Below are 24577 nucleotides of genomic sequence, written 5' to 3' on the forward strand. Positions count from 1 at the left end.
CCGCTTACTCGGCCGTTATTCGGCAGAAGATCGGGCAACCCTCTGTCGCGCGCCGGCCGCCGGCACCAGCGCGTATTTCCCTTTGCTGCAGATTCTTTAGAAATTGCCGAGGAACCAGTCCTTCATCCTCGTGAACACCTGTCCCATCGATCCCGACTGCACCGCCACCTTGCGGCCGCGCATGCGCTGCGAGCGTCCTTCGACGAGCAGACCCATCGCCGTCGAATAGCGAGGATTGCGCACGACGTCAGCGAGACCGCCTGCATACTCCGGCACGCCGATGCGCACCGGCTTCAGGAAGATGTCCTCGCCCAACTCGACCATGCCCGGCATCATCGACGCGCCGCCCGTCAGCACCACGCCCGAGCTGAGCAGTTCTTCGTAACCCGACTCGCGCACCACCTGCTGCACGAGCGAAAACAGTTCTTCGACGCGCGGCTCGATCACGGCCGCGAGCGCCTGGCGCGACAGCGTGCGCGGACCGCGCTCGCCGAGCCCCGGCACTTCGATCATTTCGTCCGGATCGGCGAGCGCCTGCTTCGCGATGCCGTAGCTCACCTTGATGTCCTCGGCGTCCGGCGTCGGCGTGCGCAGCGCCATCGCGATGTCGCTCGTGATCTGATCGCCGGCGATGGGGATCACGGCCGTGTGGCGGATCGCGCCTTCGCTGAAGATCGCGATGTCCGTCGTGCCGCCGCCGATATCGACGAGCACCACGCCCAGTTCCTTTTCGTCTTCCGTCAGCACCGCCAGCGAAGAAGCGAGCGGCTGCAGGATCAGATCATTCACTTCGAGGCCGCAGCGGCGCACGCACTTCACGATGTTCTGCGCCGCGCTCACCGCGCCCGTCACGATGTGCACCTTCACTTCGAGACGGATGCCGCTCATGCCGATGGGCTCGCGCACGTCTTCCTGGCCGTCGATGATGAATTCCTGCGTCAGGATGTGCAGCACCTGCTGATCGGTCGGAATGTTGATCGCCTTGGCCGTCTCGATCACGCGCGCGACGTCTGTCTGCGTCACTTCCTTTTCCTTGATCGCCACCATGCCGCTCGAATTGAAGCTGCGGATATGGCTGCCGGCGATCCCGGTGAATACGTTCGTGATCTTGCAGTCGGCCATCAGCTCGGCTTCTTCGAGCGCTCGTTGAATGGACTGCACCGTGGCCTCGATGTTCACCACGACGCCTTTCTTGAGCCCCTTCGATTCGCTCTGGCCGAGTCCGATCACCTCGTAATGACCTTCGCCCTTCAACTCGGCAACGATGGCGACCACTTTCGCCGTGCCGATGTCGAGGGCTACCAGCAGATCTTTATAGTCTTTACTCATAGCGTGCTCATTGCGTGTGATGTCCTGTTACTTCTTGCCCTTGTCGGGTTCCGTAATGAAGCGCATGCCTGCTGCACGAATGGCGAAACCGTTCGGATAGCGCAAGTCCGCATACTCGATATCCTTCCCCCAACGTTGCGTCACCGCGCCCCATGCCGCGGTGAGCCGCTTGCAGCGGTCGTACAGCGTGTCCTGATTGCGCTCGCGTCCAAGCTCCACCTGCATGCCATTCGACAGCTTCACCGTCCACGCGAAACGCGACGACAGCGTCACTTCATCCGGCGTCGCCCCGACAGGCGCAAACCACTTCTTGAAGTCCTGATAACGCGCGACGACTTCTTTCGCCGACCCATCCGGGCCCTCGAACGCGGGCAATTCTTCATCGAGCTCGCCCTGGTTCGCCGTGAACACCTCTCCATCGGTACTCACGAGTTGATCGGTGCCCCACGTGCCGAGCGGCTTGTACTCTTCGAGCGTGACGGCGAGCGCATTCGGCCACACGCGGCGCACGCTCGCGTGACGCACCCACGGCATCTGCTCGAACGCCTGGCGCGCCGAATCCAGATCGACGGTGAAGAAGTTGCCCTTCAAGCGTCCGACCACGCCTGCGCGCACCGTCGGCGAATTGATGTGCTCGGTGTCGCCGTCGATGCTGATCTCACGCAGCGCGAAGTTCGGGCGCTGGATCAGCCAGTAGCCGCCCGCCGCCAGCAGCACGAGCAGCAACAGCGCGTGCAATGCGCTGGCGGCGAGATTGAGCTGGCGAACGTTGTTCCACATGATCTGCGTGCGATTCCTTCAGTTCTCTGTTCAGTCCTTCAGCGTCAGCGCGAGCACCTTCACCACCAGTTCCTGGTAGCTGATGCCGACCGCGCGCGCGGCCTTCGGCGGCAGCGAGTGATCGGTCATGCCGGGCGCCGTGTTCACTTCGAGGAAGTACGGATTGCCGTCGCCGTCCAGCATGAAGTCGGCGCGGCCCCAGTCCGTGCAGCCGAGCACATCGAACGCGCGGCGCGCGAGCTTCTTCAGGCGCGCCTCTTCTTCGGCGGCGATGCCACACGGGATCAGATATTGTGTGTCGTTGGCGATGTACTTCGCGTGATAGTCGTAGAACTCGCCGGCGGGCACGATGAGAATGACGGGCAAGTCGAGATCGCCCGCGATGCACGCCGTGTACTCGCCGCCGCCTTCGATGCTCTTCTCGACGACGACGATCTTGTCGAACTTCGCCGCTTCTTCGAGCGCGGGCGCGAGTGCATCCGCCGTCTTCACCTTGATCACGGCGACGCTCGAGCCTTCGCTCGCGGGCTTCACGAAGAGCGGCAGGCCGAGCTTCGCGACGATGTCCCGCGCACGCGCGGCGTAGTCGTCGCCGCGCAGCACGGCTTCGAACGGCGGCGTCGGCACGCCGAGCTGCTGCCACACGAGCTTCGTGCGGAACTTGTCGAGGCCGAGCGCAGAGCCCAGCACGCCGCTGCCCGTGTAGCGGATGCCGTAGAAATCGAGCGCGCCCTGAATCTGGCCGTTCTCGCCGTAGCCGCCATGCAGCGCGTTGAATGCGCGCACGAAGCCTTCGTCCTTCAACGCGGCCAGCGGCCGCTCGGACGGATCGAACGGATGCGCGTCGACGCCCGCATCACGCAGCCCTTGCAGCACGAGACGGCCGGAGTTCAGCGACACTTCTCGCTCGGCGGACACGCCGCCCATCAGCACGGCGACCTTGCCGAAAGATTTAGGATCGATACCACTCATTTGACACCTTCGTTTTCCGCGAGCCGGCCCGGCACTGCGCCGATCGAACCCGCACCCATCGTGATCACCACATCGCCGTTGCGCACGATCGCGGCCAGCGCATCCGGCACTTCATCCACCGTTTCGACAAACACCGGCTCGACTTTCCCCGCGACGCGGATCGCGCGCGCAAGCGAACGGCCGTCCGCTGCGACGATGGGCGACTCGCCCGCTGCGTACACTTCCGTCAGCACGAGCGCATCGACCGTCGACAGCACTTTCACGAAATCTTCGAAGCAGTCGCGCGTGCGCGTGAAGCGGTGCGGCTGGAACGCCAGCACAAGACGCTTCTCGGGAAATGCACCGCGCGCCGCTGCGATCGTCGCGGCCATTTCGACCGGGTGATGGCCGTAGTCGTCGACGAGCGTGTACGCGCCGCCGCTTGCCACGGGCACTTCGCCGTATCGCTGGAAACGCCGGCCGACGCCGTTGAAATCCGCGAGCGCTCGCTGGATATCGGCATCTTTCACCTCGAGTTCAGTCGCAATTGCAATTGCGGCCAAAGCGTTTTGCACGTTGTGCATGCCGGGCAGGTTCAGCACGATGTCGATGGGCGGCGCATCTTCGCGCATCGCCGTGAAATGCATCCGGCCTTCGCGCGCTTCGACGTTGACGGCGCGCACCTGCGCATCGGGCGCGAAGCCGTAGCGGATGATCGGCTTCGACACGAACGGCAAAATTTCCTTCACGTTCGGATCGTCGACGCACAGCACCGCGATGCCGTAGAACGGCAGCCGATGCGTGAACTCGATGAACGCCTGCTTGAGCCGCGCGAAATCGTGGCCGTAGGTATCCATGTGATCGGCGTCGATGTTCGTGATGACCTCGATCACCGGGAAGAGGTTCAGGAACGACGCATCCGATTCGTCCGCTTCCGCGACGATGAAATCGCCCGTGCCGAGACGCGCGTTCGCGCCCGCGCTGATCAGCCTGCCGCCGATCACGAAGGTCGGATCGAGCCCGCCTGCCGCGAGCACGCTCGCGACGAGCGAAGTCGTGGTCGTCTTGCCGTGCGTCCCTGCGATCGCGATGCCCTGCTTCAGGCGCATCAGTTCCGCGAGCATCACCGCGCGCGGCACGATGGGAATGCGGCGATGACGCGCGGCGAGCACCTCGGGGTTGTCACTGCGCACGGCAGTCGACACGACGACAGCGTTCGCGCCTTCGATGTTCTCCGCGTCATGGCCGATCGCGATGCGCGCGCCGAGCGCGGCAAGCCGCTCCGTCACGGCGTTGCGCGACAGATCCGAGCCGCTCACCTGATAGCCGAGATTGACGAGCACTTCGGCGATGCCGCTCATGCCCGCGCCGCCGATCCCGACGAAGTGAATGTGTTTGACGATATGTTTCATTGCTTTCCTTCCGGGCTCAGGCTCGTTGTCACGCCGGCAACCGTCGCGCAGACCTGCGCGACCTGTTCGGTGGCATCGGGTTTCGCGAGCGAGCGCGAACGCTCCGCCATGTCCGCGAGCGAGTCCCGCGTCTGGCTGCGCAACCAGTCGGCGAGCTTCTCCGCCGTCAGGTCGCGCTGTTGTACGAGCAGCGCCGCGCCGTGATCGGCGAGAAACGCTGCGTTGGTTGTCTGGTGATCGTCGACGGCATACGGGAACGGCACGAAGAAAGCCGCCACGCCGACGGCCGCGATCTCCGCGACCGTCATCGCGCCCGAACGGCAGATCACGAGATCGGCGTTCGCGTAGGCGCTCGTCATGTCGTCGATGAAGGGCACGAGCTGCACGTCGTCGCCCGCCGCGATGCCGGCCGCTGCGTAGTTCGCGCGCAATGCGTCGATATGCTTCGCGCCCGCCTGATGCACGACGCGCGGCCGCTCGTTCGGCGCGAGCTGCGCGAGCGCGCGCGGCACCGTTTCGTTCAATGCCGACGCGCCCAGGCTGCCGCCCACGACCAGCACGTTCAGCGGACCGCTGCGCGCCGCGTAGCGTGCTTTGGGTGCCGGCGTGCGCGCAAGTTCCGCGCGAATCGGATTTCCCGTCCACTCCGCATGCGGTAACGCGTTCGGGAACGCGACCAGCACGCGCCTCGCGAGCTTCGCGAGCACCTTGTTCGCGAGACCCGCGATCGAGTTCTGTTCGTGCAGCACGAGCGGTTTGCCGCTCAACGCCGTCATCACGCCCGCCGGGAACGTGATGTAGCCGCCCATGCCGAGCACCACGTCAGGCTTCACGCGACGCAGCACCGCGAGACTCTGCATGCATGCGCGCAGCAGATTCACGGGCAGCATCAGCTTGGTCGTGATGCCCTTGCCGCGCAGGCCGCCGAACTGCACGTACTCCATTGGAATGCCGTGCTTCGGGACGAGCGTCGCTTCCATGCCCGACGGATTGCCGAGCCACACGACACGCCAGCCCCACGCCTGCATCAGATGAGCGACGGCCAAGCCCGGGAACACGTGTCCCCCGGTGCCTCCCGCCATCACCATCAGCGTGCGTTGCTGCATCGTCATACCTTGCCCCCGCGCATGAGGACCCGGTTCTCGTAGTCAACCCGCATCAGCACCGCCACTGCGATGCAGTTCAGCAAGATGCCCGAGCCGCCGTAGCTGACGAGCGGCAGCGTGAGACCCTTGGTCGGCAGCAGGCCGAGGTTCACGCCCATGTTGATGAAGGTCTGCGCGCCGAACCAGATGCCGACGCCCTTCGCGACGAGACCCGCGAACGTGCGGTCGAGCGCGAGCGCCTGGCGGCCGATCTCGAACGAACGGCGCACGATCCAGTAGAACATCAGGATCACGACCAGCACGCCGACAAAACCCAGCTCTTCGCCGATCACGGCGAGAATGAAGTCGGTGTGCGCTTCCGGCAGATAGTTGAGCTTCTCGACGCTGCCGCCAAGGCCCACGCCGAACCATTCGCCGCGGCCGAATGCGATCAGCGAGTGCGTCAGCTGATAGGCCTTGCCCTGCGCGTAGCGGTCGTCCCACGGATCGAGGTACGCGAAGATCCGCTCGCGGCGCCACGGCGACGCCCACACGAGCAGCGTGAAAGTGCCCACGGCCGTTGCAACCAGCCCGCCGAAAATCTTGCCGTTCACGCCGCCGAGAAACAGCAGGCCCATCGCGATCGCCGCGATCACCATGAACGCGCCCATGTCCGGCTCGAGCAGCAGCAGCATGCCGACCACGCCGACGGCAAAGCCCATCGGCAGGAAACCTTTCGCGAAACTGTGCATGTATTCCTGCTTGCGCACCGTGTAGTTCGCCGCGTAGATCGTCACGGCGAGCTTCATGATTTCCGACGGCTGCATGTTCGTGATGCCGAGGGGAATCCAGCGGCGCGCACCGTTCACGCCCTTGCCGATGTGCGGAATCAGCACGATCACGAGCGCGACGAGCGCGATCAGGAAGAGCTTCGGCGCGTACTTGTCCCACGTCGAAATGGGCACACGGAACGCGATCACGCCCGCGATCGTGCCCATGCCGACGAAGATGACCTGGCGCATCAGGAATGCGTAGTCGTGATACGACGCGTACTTCGGCGAATCGGGCATCGCGATCGACGCCGAGTACACCATCACGATGCCGAGCCCCAACAACGCAACGACGACCCACACGAGCGAATGGTCATAGTCGAGCATCCGCGAGCGCAGCGGACGCACGCCGTTGACGGCGCTCGACAGTCCGCCCGTGCGCGACGTGCGTTCCGACACAGCTGCGCCGCCTGGCTGGCCCGCTATGGAGCCGCGCTGCTTGCCGAGTTGCGAACCGAAACGTTCCGACCAGCTCATATCATCGTCCCCCGTTCGGCAGCGATGTCTTCGACCGCGCTGCGGAACACCGCGGCGCGATGCGCGTAACCCTTGAACATGTCGAAGCTGGCGCAGGCAGGCGACAGCAGCACGGCGTCGCCCGGTTCCGCGATGGCGGTGGCTGCGCGCGTCGCTTCTTCGAGCGTCGCGTGGTCGGTCATCGCGATGCCCGTATGCGCAAGCGCGGCGCGAATTTGCGGCGCGTCGCGGCCGATCAGCATCACGGCGCGGCACCAGCGCGTCACGGGCTCGGCAAGCGGCTCGAAGGCCTGGCCCTTGCCGTCGCCGCCCGCGATCAGCACGACGCGCTGCGCGAGCCCGTCGAGCGCCGCAACCGTCGCGCCGACATTCGTGCCCTTGCTGTCGTCGACATAATCGACGCCGTCGATCGACGCGATCAGCTCTACGCGATGCGGCTCGCCGCGATACTCGCGCAAGCCGTGCAGCAGCGGCGCGCCGGGCAGGCCGATGGCGCGCGCGAGCGCGAATGCGGCGAGCGCATTCGTCGCGTTGTGCAGGCCACGGATGCGCAACGCGTCAGCCGGCATCAGGCGCTTCAACGCGATATCCGGCGGCGTCGCGGATTCGCTCTTGCGACGGCGTGTCGGCGTGGGTTCGTCGGTCGCGTCGCGGTCCTGCGCCTCGACGAGCCAGATCATGCCGCTGTCGCGCAGCAGACCCAGGTCGCCGTCGCGCAAAGGCTCCGTGACGCCGAACGTCACCACCTGCGCGCCGTTCTGCTCGGATGGCGCGAGCGCCATCACGCGCGCGTCGTCGCGATTGAGCACGCGCACCGTGTTCTTGCCGAAAATCTTGCCCTTCGCCGCCGCGTACGCATCGAGGCCGCCGTGCCAGTCCAGATGATCCTGCGTGATGTTCAGGATCACGGCCGCGTCCGGCTCGAACGTGTGCGCCGTCTCAAGCTGGAAGCTCGACAGTTCGAGCACCCACACGTCGGGCAACGCGGTGTTGTCGATGGCTTCCGTGAGCTTGTCGAGCGCAGCCGGGCTGATGTTGCCCGCGACCGCGACCTTCTTGCCCGCGCGTTCGCACAACAGGCCCGTCAGGCTCGTCGTGGTGGTCTTGCCGTTCGTCCCGGTGATCGCGATTACCTTCGGCGCGTAGCCGCTTTCGCCGAGCGTTCTCAATGCCTGCGCGAAAAATTCGAGCTCGCCCCACACAGGGATGCCGCGCTCGCGCGCCGCTGCGATCAGCGGCACGAGATCGGCGGCGAGCGGCGACAGGCCCGGACTGATCGCGACCAGCTCGACGCCTTCCAGCAGCACGGGAGAAAACGGCCCGCCGACGAAATCGCCAGCGATGCCGTGCGCCTCGAGCGCGGACAGGTTCGGCGGCACTTCGCGCGTGTCGGCGATGCGCAGGCGGCAGCCATGCCGCGCGCACCAGCGCGCCATCGCGAGGCCCGATTCGCCGAGCCCCAGCACGAGCACCATCGGCTTTTGCCGATCCCGAAACTTCTCGCCAAACATCGACTGCTTCCCCTTGATTGCGACTTTGAATGCTGCTTAACGCAGCTTGAGCGTGGACAAACCGAACAGGCACAACATCAGCGTGATGATCCAGAAACGCACCACGACTTGCGTCTCTTTCCAGCCCGACAATTCGAAGTGGTGATGCAGCGGCGCCATCTTGAAGATGCGGCGGCCTTCACCGAAACGTGCCTTCGTGAACTTGAACCACGTGACCTGCAACATCACCGACACCGTCTCGGCGACGAAAATCCCGCCCATGATGAAGAGCACGATTTCCTGGCGCACGATCACCGCGATCGTGCCGAGCGCGCCGCCGAGCGCGAGCGCGCCGACGTCGCCCATGAACACCTGTGCCGGGTGCGTGTTGAACCAGAGGAACGCGAGCCCTGCCCCGCCCATCGCCGAGCAGAAGATCAGCATTTCGCCCGCGCCCGCGATGTGCGGGAACAGCAGGTATTTCGAATAGACCGCGCTGCCCATCACATACGCGAACACGCCGAGCGACGAGCCGACCAGCACGACGGGCATGATCACGAGGCCGTCGAGGCCATCGGTGAGATTCACCGCGTTGCTCGAACCGACGATCACGAAGTACGTGAGCGCGATAAAGCCCCACACGCCGAGCGGATAGGTCATCGACTTGAGGAACGGCAGCAGCAGGTCGGCGCGCGCGGGGAGGCCCATCGACAGGCCGCTGCGCACCCATGCCATGAACAGATCGAACACGCGCACGTTGCTCGCTTCCGACACGCTGAACGCGAGATACACGGCCGCGAAGAGACCGATCACCGACTGCCAGAAATACTTTTCGCGCGACGACATTCCGCGCGGGTCCTTGTAGACGACCTTCCGATAGTCGTCGACCCAGCCGATCACGCCGAAGCCGAACGTGACGAGCATCACGATCCAGATGAAGCGGTTGGTCAGATCGGCCCACAGCAGCGTCGACACGGCGATGCCGATCAGGATCAGCACGCCGCCCATCGTCGGCGTGCCGGATTTCACGAGGTGCGTTTGCGGGCCGTCCTTGCGCACGGCCTGGCCGACCTTCATCGCCGTCAGCTTGCGGATCACCCACGGGCCGCAGACGAGCCCGATCAGCAGCGCGGTGATCGTCGCCGCGACAGCACGAAACGTCAGATAACTGAACACGCGCAAAAAGCCGACGTCGTTCTGCAGCCATTGCGCCAGCGCCAGTAGCATGCTTCTGTCCTTCTCTTTCAGTGTGCGCCGGGCGCCGTGCCCGGTGCGGGTTGTGGACTCGTAACGGCGTCCACCACGCGTTCCATTTTCATGAAGCGCGAGCCTTTCACGAGATACGTCGCAGCCGCGCCATGACCGGTCTGCTGCAATTGCGCGACGAGCGCATGCACATCGTCGAAATGCTTTGCTTCGCTGCCGTATGCGGCGCACGCGTCGCGCGACGCATCGCCCAACGCGTACAGCGCATCGATGCCGCGCGCCTTCGCATATGCGCCGACTTCGCGATGAAATTCCGGGCCGTTGTCGCCGACTTCGCCCATGTCGCCCATCACCAGCACGCGCGGCGACGGACGCGCGGCCAGCACGTCGATTGCGGCGATCATCGAATCGGGATTCGCGTTGTACGTGTCGTCGATCACGGTCGCGCCCGCCATCGCGCCGAGCACCGCGCGCTTCACCTGCAGGCGGCCCTTCACCGCGCCAAACGCTTCGAGACCGCGCTTGATCGCATCGAGCGCGACACCTGATGCGAGCGCCGCCGCCGTCGCCGCCAGTGCGTTGTGCGCGTTGTGCGCGCCGAGCACTTGCAGCGTGACGTCGACGTGGCCTTCGGGCGTATCGATGCTCAGCTGATTGCCGTCGAGCGTTCCCTGAACGGCTGCCTGCGTCGTGCGCTCCGTCGTGTTCAGCGCGAAATCGATGATGCGGCTGCCCGTCGCCGCGACGCGCCAGATGCTGGCGTAGGCGTCGTTGGCCGGAAACACGGCGACGCCTTCGGCTTTAAGCGCGTGAATCACGGCTGCGTGTTCGAGCGCGACGGCCTCGACGGTCGCCATGAACTCCTGATGCTCGCGCTGCGCGTTATTGACGACAGCGACGGTCGGCTCGGCGATCTTGCCGAGCAGCGCCGTTTCGCCAGGATGATTCATGCCGAGTTCGACCACGGCGAGCTTGTGGGCTTCGCTCAAACGGAACAGCGTCAACGGCAAGCCGACGTCGTTGTTGAAATTGCCCGCCGTCGCGAGACGCGACGATTCGCCTACGGCCGCGGCGAAGATCGACGAGATCATTTCCTTGACCGTCGTCTTGCCGTTGCTGCCCGTCACCGCGACGAGCGGCATCGCAAAGCGACGGCGCCAACCGTTCGCGAGCGCGCCCAACGCCGTGCGCGTGTCGCCCGGCACGCGCAACGCGGGTACGCTGAAGTTGTCCGGCGTGCGCGTGACGAGGACCGCGCTCACGTTGCGCGCGGCAACGTCCGCGAGAAAGTCGTGCGCGTCGAAGCGATCACCCTTCAGCGCGACGAACAGGTCGCCGGGACCGCACGTGCGGCTGTCCGTCGAGATGCCGTCGAACGAAACCGATTCGTCACCCGTCACCGTTGCGCCCGGAATGACGGCAGCGGCTTCACGCAGCGAGAACATCGCGTCACCTCGCCGAGTCATTCGCCACCTCCACGTCCGTGCGTCGCGCGGGCCGCGAGCGCGAGCCGTGCGTGATCCTGATCCGAGAACGCGCGCTTCTTGCCCATGATTTCCTGCGTCGATTCGTGACCCTTGCCCGCCAGCACGACAACGTCTTCGCGAGCGGCGCACCGCACCGCCTGCAAGATCGCGCTCGCGCGGTCTTCGATGCGGCGTGCCTTCGAGTCGTCCTTCATGCCGGCCGCGATCAGGTCGATGATTTTTTGCGGATCTTCGCTGCGCGGGTTGTCGCTCGTCACGACGACAGCGTCGGCACAGCGCTCCGCGATTGCGCCCATCAGCGGACGCTTCGTCGCGTCGCGATCGCCGCCGCAGCCGAACATGCAGATCAGCTTGCCGCCGCGCGCATCGGCAATCGGACGCAATGCGGTCAGCGTTTTCTCGAGCGCATCCGGCGTGTGCGCATAGTCGATCACGACGAGCGGTTCGTCGTTCTGCAAACGGCCGCCAAGGCGCTCCATCCGGCCGTTCACCGATTCGAGCTTTGCGAGTTGCGCAACGGCCGCATCGAACGGCACGTCGGACGCGAGCAGCGCGCCGAGCACGCCGAGCAGGTTGCTCACGTTGAACGCGCCGAGCGTGTTGACCTCGATCTCCGTGTCGTCCCAATCCGATGCGAGATGAAATGCCGTGCCCGTCGCCGTTGCGCGCACGTTCGACGCGACGATCCAGGCATCGGCCTGCACGTCGGCGTGCTGCTCGAGCGCGTAAGCGATCGTCTTCGCGTGGCCCTTCGTGCTCGCGATCATGCGGCGGCCCGCTTCGTCGTCGGCGTTGATGACGGCGGCCTTCAGCTCCGGCCATGCGAAAAGACGCGCCTTCGCCGCTTCGTACGCTTCGAAGGTGCCGTGATAGTCGAGGTGGTCCTGCGTCAGATTCGTGAACACGCCGACGCTGAACGCCGTGCCGTTCACACGGCCCTGATGCAGCGCGTGCGACGAAACTTCCATCGCGACGCCTTTCGCGCCCGCGGCGCGCAACTGCGCGAGGCTGCGCTGCAATTGCGGTGCATCGGGCGTCGTGAAGCCGGTGTGCACGAGGTGGCCCGGCATCCCGCTGCCGAGCGTGCCGATGATCGCGCACGGTTCGCCGAGCGCCGTCAGCGCCGCCGCAATCCAGTTCGTGCACGAGGTCTTGCCGTTCGTGCCCGTCACGCCGATCACGCGCATCGCGTCGCTCGGATCGTCGTACCATGCGCTCGCGATCGTGCCCGCCAGTTCGTTCAGGCGGGGTACGGCGAGCATCGTCGCCGCGTCGATGTTGCCGCCGAAACCGTCCGATTGCACGAGCACGGCAGCCGCGCCGCGCTCGATCGCGTTGTCGATGAACGGACGGTTGTCAGCGCCGTCGACGGCATAGGCGAGAAACACGTCGCCCGCCGCGATGGTGCGGGTATCGGCGTGCAAATGTGCGCCTGGCTGCACGCGTGCGCGCAGCCAGGCGAGCGCGTCAGCAATCTGCTGTTGCGCCGGATGAGAAGAACGCAGCGCACTCATCGAACTACTCCGGGGCGGTTCTTCGCGTTGTCTGAAATCGTCAACTTCTTCGGCGCCGCGTGCGTCGCGAGTCTTTTCGCGCCGTTCGCCGCCGGTTGTGATGCTGCCGCGGGCGCGGCGGGATTCACGTCGTCGGATACGACCATCTGCTTGACGGGCTGATCGGGCGGCACATTCAGCGAGCGCAGCGTATCGCCGGCGATCGACGAGAACACGGGGCCCGATACCTGGCCGCCGAAGTGGCTGCCCGCCGTCGGTTCGTCGACGGACACGGCCACCACGATGCGCGGATTCGGCATCGGCGCCATGCCGACGAACGACGCGCGGTACTTGCTGTGATCGTAGCCGCGGCCGACGTGCTTGTACGCCGTACCCGACTTGCCGCCGACGCGATAGCCCGGCACCGCCGCATCCGGCGACGTGCCGCCCGGCGAGACGACGGTTTCGAGCATCGCGCGCACTTCACGCGCGGTGGTCGGCGAGAAAACCTGCGCGCCCGTCATCGGTTGATCTTTCGGCGTGCGGAAGATCGACACGGGCATGAACTGGCCGTCGTGCGCGATGGCCGTGTACGCGCGCCCGAGCTGGAACAGCGACACCGAAAGGCCGTAGCCGTACGACATCGTCGCCTGCTCGATCCGGCGCCAGCTCTTCCACGGACGCAGACGGCCCGCCGCCGCGCCTGGGAAACCGACCTTCGGCGCCTGGCCGAGACCGATGCTGGTGTACATGTTCCACATTTCTTCGGGCTTGAGCTGCATCGCGATCTTCGTCGCGCCGATGTTGCTCGACTTCTGGATCACGCCGCCGACCGTCAGCACGCCGAACGCGGAGTCGTCGGTGATGGGCGCGCCGTCAAGCACGAAGCGGCCGCCGCCCGTATCAACCAGTGTAGTCGGCGTGACGCGATGCAGGTCGAGCGCGAGCGAAACCGTGAACGGCTTCATGATCGAGCCCGGCTCGAACGTGTCGGTGAGAATGCGGTTGCGCAACTGGTCGCCCGTCAGGTGCGAGCGGTCGTTCGGGTTGTACGTCGGGTAATTGACGAGCGCGAGCACTTCGCCCGTTCGCACGTCGATCACCATCGCGGCGCCCGCCTTGGCCTTGAACCGCTGCACGGCCGCCTTGAGGTTCGTGTACGCGATGTACTGGATCTTGCTGTCGATCGACAGATCGACGTCCTGACCGTTGTGCGGCACGACCTGCTCGTCCACGTCTTCGACGATGTGGCCCATGCGGTCCTTGATCACGCGGCGGCTGCCGGCCACGCCCGCGAGCAGCTTCTGGTCACCGAGCTCGACGCCTTCCTGGCCTTCGTCCTCGACGTTCGTGAAGCCGATCAGGTGAGCGGTGATCTCGCCTTCCGGATAAAAGCGCTTGTACTCGGCGCGCTGATAGATGCCGGGAATATTGAGCGCCTCCACTTTCGCGGCCACCTCGATGGGCACCTGGCGCTTCACATAGACGAAGGTCTTATCTTCCGACAGCTTCTTGCGCAACTCCGGCTGCGTCATGTCGAGCAGCTTGGCGAGCTGCGCGAGCTTGTCCGCGCCGAGATCGTCCGGCACCGATTCGGGAATCGCCCAGATCGCGCGCACGGGCAGGCTCGTCGCGAGCACGAGGCCGTTACGGTCGAGAATCTTGCCGCGTGTGGCGGGCAGCTCCAGCCGGCGCTGATAGCGGCTTTCGCCCTGCTTCTGATAGAACGCGTTGCCCGGGCCCTGAATCCAGAACGCGCGCCCCGCGAGCGCGACGAACGCCATAAAGAGCAGGAACACGACGAGCTTCGAGCGCCACATCGGCAGGCGCACCGAAAGAATCGGATTCGCCGAGAACGCGACGCTCTTGTTCTTGTTCGACGATTTCTTCATCGCGTGCCTCGACGAACGTTCATGGCGGGCGCCGAGGCCGGCGCGGAAGCGGGAATCGGCGCGTCTTCGGCCTTCGCGGAACCGGCGTCAAGCGTCAAATATTGCGTGCGCCCCGTGGTCGCGCCCTGCATCTTCAGCGAGTCGGTCGCGATCTGCTCGATGCGCGAAGTCTTCGACAGCGCGCTCTGCTGATATTGAAGCTGCGAATAATCCTGCTGCAGCTGGCGCTCCTGCGATTGGGCGCGCTGCAACTGGATAAAGAACTGACGCTGCTGGTTCGTCGCCTTGACGACGGAAAGCGCACAACCCATTACGACGATCAGCAGGAAGATGTTGAGACGATTCATGGCGCGATCCGCTCCGCAACGCGCATCACGGCGGAACGGGCGCGCGGGTTGGCGGCGACTTCGGCGTCGCTCGCGAATACGCGGCCAAGCAGTTTGAGCGGAGGGCTCGGCAGATCGACGGCGCGGATGGGCAGACGGCGGTCGACGGCAGGCGCGCTCGACTGCGCCTGCATGAACCGCTTGACGATCCGGTCTTCGAGCGAATGAAAGCTGATCACGACCAGCCGCCCCCCTTGCTCCAGCAACGACAATGCTGCTTCTAGTACGACTTGCAGCTCCGCAAGCTCTTGATTGATGTGAATCCGTATAGCCTGAAAGGTGCGGGTTGCCGGGTCCTTACCCTTCTCACGGGTTTTGACGACGTTAGCCACGATTTGGGCAAGCTCGCCCGTGCTGACGAGAGGCCCAAGACGGTCGGACTCTGCCCGGCGAGCAGCAAGCGCCTTTGCAATCTGAAAAGCAAACCGTTCTTCCCCATAATCCCGTATCACCTCCGTCATTTCCTGCACCGTGGCCCGCGCCAGCCAATCCGCCGCGGACTCGCCGCGCGTCGGGTCCATCCGCATGTCGAGCGGGCCATCGGCGCGGAAACTGAAACCCCGCTCCGGATCGTCGAATTGCGGCGACGACACGCCCAGATCCAGCAACACCCCCGACACACGCCCTACCCCGCGCGCGCTCATCGCGTCGCGCAGTGATGCGAAGCTTTCATGCACGATCTCGAAGCGCGGATCGGCGATCTGCTGCGCGGTGGCGATGGCGAGCGGGTCTTTGTCGAAAGCGATCAAACGCCCCGCTTCACCCAGCTTTGCCAGCACCGCGCGGCTATGGCCACCGCGCCCGAACGTGCCGTCCACATAGACGCCGTCCGCGCGCGTGACGAGCGCATTCACCGCTTCTTCGAGCAGCACCGTGCGATGCTGCAATTCGTTACCCATCGCAGGCGCCATTTCGATTACCTGCGTTCAGAATGTGAAGTTCTTCAGAGACTCGGGCATGCCCTGCGCCATCGCCGCCTGCTCTTGCGCGATGTACGTTTCCTTGTCCCACAGTTCGAAGCGATTACCCATTCCCAACAACATCACGTCTTTTTCCAGCGACGCCGCCTGGCGCAGTTCCGGCGCGATCAACACGCGGCCGGCCGTATCGATATCGACGTCCGCAGCGCTGCCGAGAAAGATCCGCTGATACCACTTGGCTTCCATCGGGAGCGCGGCGATCTTCGCGCGAAAGACTTCCCACTCGGGGCGCGGAAACAGCAACAGGCAGCCGTCCGGGTGCTTGGTAACCGTCACCCGTCCTTCTGCCTGCCCTTGCAGCGCATCCCGATAGCGAGCCGGGACGGACATCCGCCCCTTCGCGTCGAGTGTCAGCGCTGACGCCCCTTGGAACACTTCGCTCCCCTTTTGTCAGGGCGCCGAAAGATATCGCCCGATTCTGGAAATTTACCGGAGAAAGCGCGTCCGATCACACAAAAAAACACTTTCTCACACTGTCTCCCACTTTAGAGTAACCCCCAACACCGGTCAAGGGAGACGCACGGTTTTTTGACGAATTTTGTTTGCAAGAACAAGGACTTAGCGCCGCTTGCTCACGCAGCGTGCAAAAAAAGAAAACCGTTATAAATGAATGAGCTAGTGAGACTTGTGAATGTGATACGTGAAAAGTGCGAGGGAAGAGCGTGGCGGGAAAGCGTTCTGGTAGGACGAAAGGCGCGGGCCGGCTGAGGATTTGGAGCGATTTTACGGACGGCGCGGGGAGCGCCGCCCACTTCAAGCGAATAGCGTTAAATCAGGTCAAACGTGGTACGCGGTGCGAGTCATGATCCTGGACGCGGCGCGCATCAGCGCTCGCGCCGGGAATGGCAATTCGGCACCGCCCGCGTCCGTCGCAGCCTTGCCGTGCGCGACTTCATCGACACGCATCTGCTCGACGATCGCACGCGATTCGTGATCGCCCTCCGGCAACGTGGTGAGATGGCCGCCGAGATGCAACTCGACCTGCCGCTCCGTCTCGGCCATGAAGCCGAGACTCACCCGATCGCCGAGGCGCCCGGCCGCGAAGCCGATCGCGAGGGCGCCAGCATACCAGAGTGGATTGAGCAGACTCGGGCGCGAATCGAGCGCTTCGAGGCGCTTGTAGGTCCATGCGAGGTGATCTTCCTCTTCGCGCGCGGCATGCTCGAATGCCTGCTTGAGCGCCGGCGAGCGCGTCGCCAGCTTTTGCGCCTGATAAAGCGCTTGTGCACACACCTCACCGACATGATTGACGCGCATCAGTCCCGCCGCATGCGCGCGCTCTTCATCAGTCAGTTCGACAGGCTCTACGGACGCGGGCGGAACAGGCAGCGGACGCGACATCCGAGACACCCCATTTATTGAGCGTAAACCCCGATCAAACTCTGTAATCAACTCATCAATCAGCATCTTGGCCTCCACGACGCGGCGCGCGCACCACTCCCCGCAGATCCTTGTGCATCAGGGGTTTGCGGTTGACGGCAAGAAAATCTTCAGGGTGGTTCCGACGGCCGATTTTCGATTTTAGACCATGTTGCGTAAACGAAACAGCGGACCGGCGGGCACCCTGCTTTTTCTTTGTTCACTTAGGTCTCTTTGTTACATTACGTGCAACTTCTTTACGGAGTTACGCAAGGCCGCAACGCAGATAAATACTTGCCTTGTTTGAAAATAATTCGCAAATCCTTGGAGATCTTTCGATGAAAAAGTCGCTTCTCGCTCTTGCAGCTTTGGGCGCGTTTGCTGGCGTCGCTCACGCGCAAAGCAGCGTGACGCTGTACGGCATTATTGACGAAGGTTTTAACATCAATACCAACTCGGGCGGCAAGCACCTGTACAACCTGTCGAGCGGCGTTCTGCAAGGCAGCCGTTGGGGCATGCGCGGCACGGAAGACCTCGGCGGTGGCCTGAAGGCGATCTTCGTGCTCGAAAGCGGCTTCGACGTCAACAACGGCAAGTCGGGTCAAGGCGGCCTGCTGTTCGGCCGTCAGGCTTACGTCGGCTTGGGCAGCCAGTTCGGCACGGTCACGCTGGGTCGCCAGTACGACTCCGTCGTCGACTACGTCGGTCCGCTGGAAGCGGGCGACCAGTGGGGCGGCTACATCGCTGCTCACCCGGGCGACCTGGACAACTTCAACAACGCGTACCGTACCAACAACGCGGTCAAGTTCACGAGCGCAAATTACGCCGGCCTGACGTTCGGCGGTTTGTACAGCCTGGGCGGCGTTGCGGGCGACTACTCGCGTAACCAGGTCTGGTCGCTGGGCGCTGGCTACAACAACGGTCCGCTGGTCTTGGGCGTTGGTTATTTGAACGTTCGTAACCCGAACGTTTCGTTCTTCGGCAACAGCACGTCGGGCACGGTCAACCCGGCGATTTCGAACGTCTCGTCGCCTGTCTACAGCGGCTACGGTTCGGCTCACACCTATCAGGTGATCGGCGCGGGCGGTGCATATACGTTCGGCGCAGCGACGCTCGGTGCAACCTACTCATACACCCGGTTCTACGACCTCGGCTCGTCGTTCGCAGCACCGGGCCTCACGGGTCAGACGGCGTTGTTCAACAACGCGGAACTCAACTTCAAGTATCAGCTCACGCCTGCTCTGCTGGTTGGCGCCGCGTATGACTACACGCACGGCAGCAGCCTGAACGGCAAGGACGCGGCGAAGTACCACCAAGGTTCGGCTGGCGTCGACTACTTCCTGTCGAAGCGTACGGACGTCTACCTGATCGGTGTATACCAGCACGCTACGGGCAACGATTCGACGGGCGGAAAGGCAGTTGCAGCAATCAACGGCCTGACGGCTTCGTCGAACCAGAACCAGTTCACGGCTCGCGTTGGTATCCGCCACAAGTTCTAATAAGTTGTGAATGCGTAGTACCCTCGAGGGCGCCTTCGGGCGCCCTTTTTTATTTGCGCGGCGTTTGTTTTGTTCGTCGCGTGCGCTACCGTCGCGGCGATGGCGCGTTTGCCGCTGCACAAATGGAAACGGCCCAATGACGTAGCGTCCATTGGGCCGTGCTTTCACTACGGCGCCCAGCTGTTTTCGGTAGCCTGCCTACGCCCCTTCCGGTTCTTCACGCGCCGCGCGCGCTCAAGCCCGACCGTCGCGCAATTCGCGGCGCAAGATCTTGCCGACATTGCTCTTCGGCAGTTCCTTGCGGAACTCGACGATGCGCGGCCGTTTGTAGCCCGTCAATTGGTCTTTGCAGAACGCGAAGATGTCGGCGTCGGTGATCGCCTCGTCCTTCTTCACGATGAAGAGCTTCACCGCTTCGCCCGAATGCTGGTCCGGCACACCGACAGCCGCCACTTCGAAAACGCCCGGATGCTTCGCGACCACATCCTCGATTTCGTTCGGATAGACGTTGAAGCCCGACACGAGAATCATGTCCTTCTTCCGGTCGACGATTTTCACGAAGCCGTCTTCGTTCATGGTCGCGATGTCGCCCGAGCGGAAGAAGCTGTCGGCCGTCATCACCTTTGCCGTTTCGTCCGGACGGTTCCAGTAGCCCGCCATCACCTGCGGACCGCGAATACACAACTCGCCCGCCTGGCCGACCGACAGTTCGTTGCCGTCGTCGTCGCGGATCGACACTTCCGTCGACGGCAGCGGCAGACCGATCGTGCCGCTGTACTCGGTGACGATCGCGGGATTGCACGTCACGCACGGCGACGTTTCCGACAGGCCATAGCCCTCGATGATCGGCGCGCTCGTGCGCTCGAACCAGCGTTTCGCGACGGCTTCCTGCACGGCCATTCCGCCACCGTTCGCGACAAGCAGATTCGAGAAATCCAGCTTCGAAAAGTCCGGATGATTGAGCATCGCGTTGTATAGCGTGTTGACGGCTGGGATCGTCGTGATCTTGTAGCCTTGCAGCGACTTGATCATCCCCGCGATGTCGCGCGGATTCGGAATGAGGACGCCGAGACCGCCTGTGCGAATCGTCAGCAGGCCGCACACGGTCAGCGCAAACACGTGATAGAGCGGCAGCGCGACGACAGTCACGAACTGGTCGATGTCGGGGCGCTTCGAGCGCGCGGGTTCGAGCCACACGTGCGACTGCAACACGTTCGCGACGAGATTGCGATGCAGAAGCGTCGCGCCCTTCGCGACGCCCGTCGTGCCGCCCGTATATTGAAGAAATGCGACGTCGTCCGGGCCTTGCTTGACGGGCGTGAACGGGCCGCGAGCGCCTTCGGAAATGGCGTCGTTGAAACGTACGTGTCCAGGAAGATTCCAGGCGGGCACCATCTTCTTCACGCGGCGCACCACGTAATTGACGAGCATGCCTTTCGCGCCCATCAGATCGCCCATCGACGCCACGACGATGTGCCTGACCGACGTATTGCGCACGATCGCCTGCAACGTGACCGCGAAATTTTCGAGCAGGATGATCGCTTCCGCGCCGCTGTCCTTCAGCTGATGTTCCAGCTCGCGCGGCGTGTAGAGCGGATTCACGTTCACGACGACATAGCCCGCGCGCAGGATCGCAGCGATGGCGACGGGATATTGCAGGACGTTGGGCATCATGATCGCGATGCGCGCGCCGCGCGCGATGCCCTTTGACTGAAACCACGCGGCAAGCCGAATGGAGAGGCTGTCGAGCTCGCCGTACGTGATCTGCTTGCCCATGCACGCGAACGCAGGCTTCGCGCGGTTTGCACGGAAGCTCTCTTCCAGCATCGCGGTGATCGACTCGTACTGGATCGCATCGATCTCTTTGGGCACGCCGGGCGGATACGATTTCAGCCAGACTTTTTCCATACGGCGTCTCCTCCGTGATTTTCGAATGGTCGTGCTAAAAATCGCATCGTAGCATGCGCTCACGCGTGGCTATTCGGGGTTAGCCCCCAGTTAGACGATGCACTCGAAAGCGCCAACCGGGGACGTGGCGGCGCAGCGGAAACCTCCGCTGCGCGTTCAGAGTGGCTTAGACTCGCTCGACTTCGACAAGGCAGTCGTAGAACGTCGCCGAGCCGCCAAGATCGGTCAGCGCCTGGCTCGTGACCTGGTTTGCGTTGCGACCGTCCGGAGCGAGCTTCTTCCACCAGATTGACAGGCCAACGACGAGCCCCGCGCGCGCCTTGTCGGTGACACGCGCGCGCGCCTGCATCGAGCCGCGATCGTTGAAGATACGGACCTGATCGCCGTCGTGGATGCCGCGTTCGGCGGCGTCGACAGGATGGATATCGAGATGCGGTTCGCCTTCCGTCGCGCGCAGGCTTTCTACGTTCACGAACGTGCTATTCAGGAAATTGCGCGCCGGCGGGGAAATCATCGCGAGCGGGTAGCGCGCGGCGAGTTCGGGCGAGCCGTCCGCCGACTCGTAGGGCGGCAGGTAATCGGGCACGGGCTCGAGGCCAGCTTGCGCGAGCCGCTCGCTGTAGAACTCGCATTTGCCCGACGGCGTGCGGAAGCCGCCGTTTGCGAACGGCGCGTCGGGAACGTTCAGCTTCGCCCAGCCGTCGCGCTTCAACGTTTCCCAGGTGACGCCTTCGAGCATCGGATCGTCCCAGCGGTACGCCGACGACGCGACCGTCTCATCGCTCTCGTACAACGCCGGTTCCTGAAGCCCCATCGCGCGCGCGATGCTGCGGAAAATCTCCGTATTCGGGCGCGCATCGCCGACGGGCGGAATCGCGGGCGGGTTAACCATCACGTGCGTGTGCCCGTACGACTTGTGAATGTCGAGATGTTCGAGCTGCGTCGTCGCGGGCAGCAGCAAATCGGCGTAGTCGGCGGTGTCGGTCTGGAAGTGCTCGAGGACGATCGTAAACAGATCCTCGCGCGCGAAACCCGCTGCAACGCGCTCCGAATCCGGCGCAACGGCGACGGGGTTCGAGTTGTACACGACAATCGCTTCGATCTTCGGACCAAACTCGGCGTCGCCCGGATTGCACAGGGCGTTGCCGATCTCGTTCATGTTCACGACGCGCGGTTGATTCGACGGCCAGCCCGGCATCAGATCGGGCCGCGCCAATGCATGCGAATCGACAGGCGCCCAGCCCGACGACGACAACAGCACACCGCCCGAACGCTCGCGCCACGCGCCCGTCAGCGACGGAAGACATGCGATCGCCCGCACCGCGTTGCCGCCGCCGCGCACGCGCTGCATGCCGTAGTTCATGCGGATCGCCGCCTTTTTCGTGCTGCCGTAGAAACGCGCGAGATCGATGATCGTCTGCTTGTCGATTCCGCAGATTTCAGCCGCGCGCGAAGGCGGATGGTCGAGCGCGCGCGCCTTCAGTTGCTCGAAGCCGAGCGTATGGTCGGCGATGTAGGCGTGATCGAGCATGTCTTCCGTGATCAGCACATGCATCATGGCGAGCGCCAGCGCGCCGTCCGTGCCGGGCCTCAGTGCAATGTGCTGGTGACATTTCTCGGCAGTAAGCGAGCGGTATGGATCGATGGCGATCAGACGCGCTCCACGGCGCTTGGCCTCTTGCGCGCGCGTCCAGAAATGCAGATTCGACGCGATCGGGTTCGCACCCCAGATCAGGATCACCTCGCTCTCGTCGAAAAACTCGGTGAGCATGCCAAGGCTCGCGCCGTACGTATATTTCAGGCCCGCCGCGCCCGCCGCTGCACAGATCGTGCGGTCCAGCTGCGACGCACCGAGCTTATGGAAGAAGCGCTGCGCAATGCTGTCGCCCTGCACGAAACCCATCGTGCCGGCGTAGCTGTACGGCAGAATCGCCTCGGGCGCGCGGCGCACAATCTCCGTTAGCCGCTCGGCCGCGAGTTGCAGCGCCTCGTCCCAACTGATCGGCTCGAACCGCCCTTCGCCTTTCCGGCCAACGCGGCGCATCGGCGTCGTCAGCCGGCGCGGATGATGTACGCGATCCGCGTAACGGCTCACTTTCGTGCACAGGACGCCCTGCGTCGGTGGGTGATCCGGATCGCCGACGATCTTGACGGCGCGGCCATTCTCCACGGTCACGCGCATTGCGCAGGTATCGGGACAATCGTGCGGGCAGACGGCGCGAGCGAATTCAGCGGGAGCGTTCATATTTATATCGAGCGGGGATTGCGCGAGTGAAGGCCCTGATTCTATTACGTTCCCCTCATCCGATCTGACACGCGACCGTCAAAAATAGCGATCGGCGTAGAATTAATTATCACTCTCTCCGGAATCGACTGTCCGGATCACACTGCTCACTGCCACTTTCTCAATCCATCATGAAACTGATCCCTGAAATACAAGCCGCACGCGGCGAAATTCAGACTCTCCGACGAACGATTCACGCCAATCCAGAATTGCGATACGAGGAGGCGCAAACGGCGTCATTGGTCGCAAAGACGCTGGCTGGATGGGGAATCGAGGTACATGAAGGCATCGGGAAAACCGGCGTCGTTGGCGTGTTGAAGCGTGGCACGGGAACCAAGTCGATCGGTCTGCGCGCCGATATGGATGCGCTGCCGATCCACGAACTGAACACGTTCGATCATCGCTCGAAAAACGAAGGAAAGATGCACGCGTGTGGACATGACGGACACACGGCGATGCTGCTCGGTGCGGCGCAGCATCTGGCGAAGGAAGGCGATTTCGACGGCACGGTCGTGTTCATTTTTCAGCCGGCCGAGGAAGGCGGCGCCGGCGCGAAGGCCATGATAGAAGATGGGCTGTTCACGCGCTTCCCCGTCGATGCCGTGTTCGGCATCCACAACTGGCCTGGGATGCCGGCGGGCAATTTCGGTGTGACGGAAGGGCCGATCATGGCTTCCAGCAATGAATTTCGCATTGAAATCAAGGGCGTGGGCTCGCACGCGGCGCTACCGCACAATGGCCGCGATCCTGTGTTCACTGCGGTGCAGATCGCCAATGGCCTGCAAAGCATCATCACGCGCAACAAGAAGCCGCTTGATACGGCGGTGCTCTCGATTACCCAGATCCATGCGGGCGATGCGGTGAACGTCGTGCCGGATGAGGCGTGGCTCGCGGGTACGGTGCGGACCTTCACCACCGAGACGCTCGATCTGATCGAAGCCCGGATGCGCAAGATCGTCCAAAGCACGGCGGAAGCTTACGACTGCTCAGTCGAAATCACGTTTCACCGCAACTATCCACCCACGATCAACAGCAGCGAGGAAGCACGGTTCGCGGCGTCGGTGATGAAGGAGATGGTCGGCGACGAACACGTCGACGATGCCGTCGAGCCGACGATGGGCGCCGAGGATTTCTCGTTCATGTTGCTGGCAAAGCCCGGATGCTACGCATTCCTCGGCAACGGCGACGGTGGGCATCGCGAAGCCGGACACGGCGCCGGGCCTTGTATGCTGCATAACGCGAGTTACGACTTCAACGACGATTTGCTGCCGATCGGGTCTACTTACTGGGTTCGGTTGGCGCAGAGATTTTTGGCTGCGGAGTGAGGAGGTTGGGCGCGCCGGTGACGCTCATCAGCCGATGGGGTGCGTGCCTTTATTGTTATGCCGCGCGGTGAGAAATCGTGAGTCTTGACTGACCGTTGCGGACGAATGCCTGAGTACCCACAAACTCGTTTCGAGCGGACTACGTTGGTCCAGAGTGCGTTGTGACAACCGGCGCCCAACCAATTCCGGCAATTGCATCAGCCGAAAAGCGGCGAGTTAGCTAGCTTACGAATGGTGTGCTCGCCGGGGTAGGGGTCAGGTGTATCAGCCTAGGCCTCCAAGTCTCACGACTTACGGCTGGGCTACTCGATGGGGGTGGGATCAACAAGAAAGCGCTATCTGCCGACAACGGCCGGTTTTCTGCCTGCTCAGGTCCGTCGTCGGGTTGTACCGGCAGCGCTGCT

The 24577-nt window shown here is 63.7% G+C and carries 19 protein-coding genes; 2 read left to right on the forward strand and 17 right to left on the reverse strand.

Going from position 1 to position 24577, the window contains the following annotated elements; all coding sequences use genetic code 11:
* Nucleotides 1-96 precede the first annotated feature (96 nt).
* From ftsA to coq7, 15 genes are all read right to left on the reverse strand, one after another.
* Entirely contained in the window at nucleotides 97-1329 is a 1233-nt protein-coding gene (gene ftsA / locus BN2476_RS16430) for a cell division protein FtsA (RefSeq protein WP_007747080.1), read from the reverse strand.
* 27 nt (nucleotides 1330-1356) lie between these two features.
* Nucleotides 1357-2109 (reverse strand): cell division protein FtsQ/DivIB, encoded by a 753-nt coding sequence (locus BN2476_RS16435; RefSeq protein ID WP_087735231.1) that lies wholly within the window; start codon nucleotides 2107-2109, stop codon nucleotides 1357-1359.
* A gap of 30 nt (nucleotides 2110-2139) precedes the next feature.
* Nucleotides 2140-3081, reverse strand: a complete 942-nt coding sequence (locus tag BN2476_RS16440) for a D-alanine--D-alanine ligase (RefSeq protein WP_087735232.1) — start codon at nucleotides 3079-3081, stop codon at nucleotides 2140-2142.
* The gene (gene murC / locus BN2476_RS16445; protein WP_087735233.1) at nucleotides 3078-4472 is read right to left on the reverse strand and encodes a UDP-N-acetylmuramate--L-alanine ligase; all 1395 of its coding nucleotides are present in this window, start codon (nucleotides 4470-4472) and stop codon (nucleotides 3078-3080) included. Before murC ends, BN2476_RS16440 begins: the two co-directional genes overlap by 4 nt.
* Nucleotides 4469-5584 carry an undecaprenyldiphospho-muramoylpentapeptide beta-N-acetylglucosaminyltransferase gene (gene murG, locus BN2476_RS16450; RefSeq protein WP_087735234.1) on the reverse strand — a complete coding sequence of 372 codons (1116 nt, stop codon included), beginning with the start codon at nucleotides 5582-5584 and terminating at the stop codon, nucleotides 4469-4471. Before murG ends, murC begins: the two co-directional genes overlap by 4 nt.
* Complete coding sequence (gene ftsW / locus BN2476_RS16455; RefSeq protein WP_087735235.1) at nucleotides 5581-6864, reverse strand: putative lipid II flippase FtsW; 1284 nt, start codon at nucleotides 6862-6864, stop codon at nucleotides 5581-5583. Before ftsW ends, murG begins: the two co-directional genes overlap by 4 nt.
* On the reverse strand, nucleotides 6861-8375 hold the full coding sequence (murD, locus tag BN2476_RS16460; RefSeq protein WP_087735236.1) for a UDP-N-acetylmuramoyl-L-alanine--D-glutamate ligase: 1515 nt from the start codon (nucleotides 8373-8375) through the stop codon (nucleotides 6861-6863). The genes ftsW and murD overlap by 4 nt, the downstream gene beginning before the upstream one ends.
* 36 nt (nucleotides 8376-8411) lie before the next feature.
* On the reverse strand, nucleotides 8412-9581 hold the full coding sequence (mraY, locus tag BN2476_RS16465) for a phospho-N-acetylmuramoyl-pentapeptide-transferase (protein ID WP_087735237.1): 1170 nt from the start codon (nucleotides 9579-9581) through the stop codon (nucleotides 8412-8414).
* A gap of 17 nt (nucleotides 9582-9598) precedes the next feature.
* A complete protein-coding gene (locus tag BN2476_RS16470; RefSeq protein ID WP_173819630.1) occupies nucleotides 9599-11026 on the reverse strand; it encodes a UDP-N-acetylmuramoyl-tripeptide--D-alanyl-D-alanine ligase in 1428 nt (475 codons plus the stop codon).
* Entirely contained in the window at nucleotides 11023-12561 is a 1539-nt protein-coding gene (locus BN2476_RS16475; RefSeq protein ID WP_087735239.1) for a UDP-N-acetylmuramoyl-L-alanyl-D-glutamate--2,6-diaminopimelate ligase, read from the reverse strand. The genes BN2476_RS16470 and BN2476_RS16475 overlap by 4 nt, the downstream gene beginning before the upstream one ends.
* Nucleotides 12558-14432: a peptidoglycan D,D-transpeptidase FtsI family protein gene (locus BN2476_RS16480; RefSeq protein WP_087735240.1), complete on the reverse strand. Its 1875-nt coding sequence runs from the start codon at nucleotides 14430-14432 to the stop codon at nucleotides 12558-12560. The genes BN2476_RS16475 and BN2476_RS16480 overlap by 4 nt, the downstream gene beginning before the upstream one ends.
* On the reverse strand, nucleotides 14429-14779 hold the full coding sequence (gene ftsL, locus BN2476_RS16485) for a cell division protein FtsL (protein ID WP_087735241.1): 351 nt from the start codon (nucleotides 14777-14779) through the stop codon (nucleotides 14429-14431). The genes BN2476_RS16480 and ftsL overlap by 4 nt, the downstream gene beginning before the upstream one ends.
* On the reverse strand, nucleotides 14776-15717 hold the full coding sequence (gene rsmH, locus BN2476_RS16490; protein WP_087735254.1) for a 16S rRNA (cytosine(1402)-N(4))-methyltransferase RsmH: 942 nt from the start codon (nucleotides 15715-15717) through the stop codon (nucleotides 14776-14778). The genes ftsL and rsmH overlap by 4 nt, the downstream gene beginning before the upstream one ends.
* 27 nt (nucleotides 15718-15744) lie before the next feature.
* Complete coding sequence (gene mraZ / locus BN2476_RS16495; protein WP_087735242.1) at nucleotides 15745-16173, reverse strand: division/cell wall cluster transcriptional repressor MraZ; 429 nt, start codon at nucleotides 16171-16173, stop codon at nucleotides 15745-15747.
* Between the two features lie 402 nt (nucleotides 16174-16575).
* Nucleotides 16576-17205: a 2-polyprenyl-3-methyl-6-methoxy-1,4-benzoquinone monooxygenase gene (coq7, locus tag BN2476_RS16500; protein WP_087735243.1), complete on the reverse strand. Its 630-nt coding sequence runs from the start codon at nucleotides 17203-17205 to the stop codon at nucleotides 16576-16578.
* Between the two features lie 290 nt (nucleotides 17206-17495).
* Here coq7 and BN2476_RS16505 point away from each other — a divergent pair, with 290 nt between their 5' ends.
* Entirely contained in the window at nucleotides 17496-18656 is a 1161-nt protein-coding gene (locus BN2476_RS16505; RefSeq protein WP_087735244.1) for a porin, read from the forward strand.
* A gap of 234 nt (nucleotides 18657-18890) precedes the next feature.
* On the opposite strand, the gene BN2476_RS16510 is transcribed toward BN2476_RS16505, so the two are convergent.
* Together BN2476_RS16510 and BN2476_RS16515 are read right to left on the reverse strand one after the other, a co-directional pair.
* Nucleotides 18891-20564, reverse strand: a complete 1674-nt coding sequence (locus BN2476_RS16510; RefSeq protein ID WP_087735245.1) for a long-chain fatty acid--CoA ligase — start codon at nucleotides 20562-20564, stop codon at nucleotides 18891-18893.
* A gap of 166 nt (nucleotides 20565-20730) precedes the next feature.
* Nucleotides 20731-22809: a molybdopterin-containing oxidoreductase family protein gene (locus BN2476_RS16515; RefSeq protein ID WP_087735246.1), complete on the reverse strand. Its 2079-nt coding sequence runs from the start codon at nucleotides 22807-22809 to the stop codon at nucleotides 20731-20733.
* A gap of 170 nt (nucleotides 22810-22979) precedes the next feature.
* Between BN2476_RS16515 and BN2476_RS16520 the strand changes: the two genes are divergently transcribed.
* The gene (locus tag BN2476_RS16520) at nucleotides 22980-24173 is read left to right on the forward strand and encodes a M20 aminoacylase family protein (RefSeq protein ID WP_087735247.1); all 1194 of its coding nucleotides are present in this window, start codon (nucleotides 22980-22982) and stop codon (nucleotides 24171-24173) included.
* Nucleotides 24174-24577: the final 404 nt, after the last annotated feature.

The organism is Paraburkholderia piptadeniae, from assembly GCF_900007165.1.
Taxonomy (GTDB): domain Bacteria; phylum Pseudomonadota; class Gammaproteobacteria; order Burkholderiales; family Burkholderiaceae; genus Paraburkholderia; species Paraburkholderia piptadeniae.

What these genes read in the sequence shown, in the direction of transcription:
- ftsA (WP_007747080.1), bottom strand. Translation starts at nt 1,329, where the DNA reads ATGAGTAAAGACTATAAAGATCTGCTGGTAGCCCTCGACATCGGCACG.
- BN2476_RS16435 (WP_087735231.1), bottom strand. Translation starts at nt 2,109, where the DNA reads ATGTGGAACAACGTTCGCCAGCTCAATCTCGCCGCCAGCGCATTGCAC.
- BN2476_RS16440 (WP_087735232.1), bottom strand. Translation starts at nt 3,081, where the DNA reads ATGAGTGGTATCGATCCTAAATCTTTCGGCAAGGTCGCCGTGCTGATG.
- murC (WP_087735233.1), bottom strand. Translation starts at nt 4,472, where the DNA reads ATGAAACATATCGTCAAACACATTCACTTCGTCGGGATCGGCGGCGCG.
- murG (WP_087735234.1), bottom strand. Translation starts at nt 5,584, where the DNA reads ATGACGATGCAGCAACGCACGCTGATGGTGATGGCGGGAGGCACCGGG.
- ftsW (WP_087735235.1), bottom strand. Translation starts at nt 6,864, where the DNA reads ATGAGCTGGTCGGAACGTTTCGGTTCGCAACTCGGCAAGCAGCGCGGC.
- murD (WP_087735236.1), bottom strand. Translation starts at nt 8,375, where the DNA reads ATGTTTGGCGAGAAGTTTCGGGATCGGCAAAAGCCGATGGTGCTCGTG.
- mraY (WP_087735237.1), bottom strand. Translation starts at nt 9,581, where the DNA reads ATGCTACTGGCGCTGGCGCAATGGCTGCAGAACGACGTCGGCTTTTTG.
- BN2476_RS16470 (WP_173819630.1), bottom strand. Translation starts at nt 11,026, where the DNA reads ATGACTCGGCGAGGTGACGCGATGTTCTCGCTGCGTGAAGCCGCTGCC.
- BN2476_RS16475 (WP_087735239.1), bottom strand. Translation starts at nt 12,561, where the DNA reads ATGAGTGCGCTGCGTTCTTCTCATCCGGCGCAACAGCAGATTGCTGAC.
- BN2476_RS16480 (WP_087735240.1), bottom strand. Translation starts at nt 14,432, where the DNA reads ATGAAGAAATCGTCGAACAAGAACAAGAGCGTCGCGTTCTCGGCGAAT.
- ftsL (WP_087735241.1), bottom strand. Translation starts at nt 14,779, where the DNA reads ATGAATCGTCTCAACATCTTCCTGCTGATCGTCGTAATGGGTTGTGCG.
- rsmH (WP_087735254.1), bottom strand. Translation starts at nt 15,717, where the DNA reads ATGGGTAACGAATTGCAGCATCGCACGGTGCTGCTCGAAGAAGCGGTG.
- coq7 (WP_087735243.1), bottom strand. Translation starts at nt 17,205, where the DNA reads ATGCTGATTGATGAGTTGATTACAGAGTTTGATCGGGGTTTACGCTCA.
- BN2476_RS16505 (WP_087735244.1), top strand. Translation starts at nt 17,496, where the DNA reads ATGAAAAAGTCGCTTCTCGCTCTTGCAGCTTTGGGCGCGTTTGCTGGC.
- BN2476_RS16510 (WP_087735245.1), bottom strand. Translation starts at nt 20,564, where the DNA reads ATGGAAAAAGTCTGGCTGAAATCGTATCCGCCCGGCGTGCCCAAAGAG.
- BN2476_RS16515 (WP_087735246.1), bottom strand. Translation starts at nt 22,809, where the DNA reads ATGAACGCTCCCGCTGAATTCGCTCGCGCCGTCTGCCCGCACGATTGT.
- BN2476_RS16520 (WP_087735247.1), top strand. Translation starts at nt 22,980, where the DNA reads ATGAAACTGATCCCTGAAATACAAGCCGCACGCGGCGAAATTCAGACT.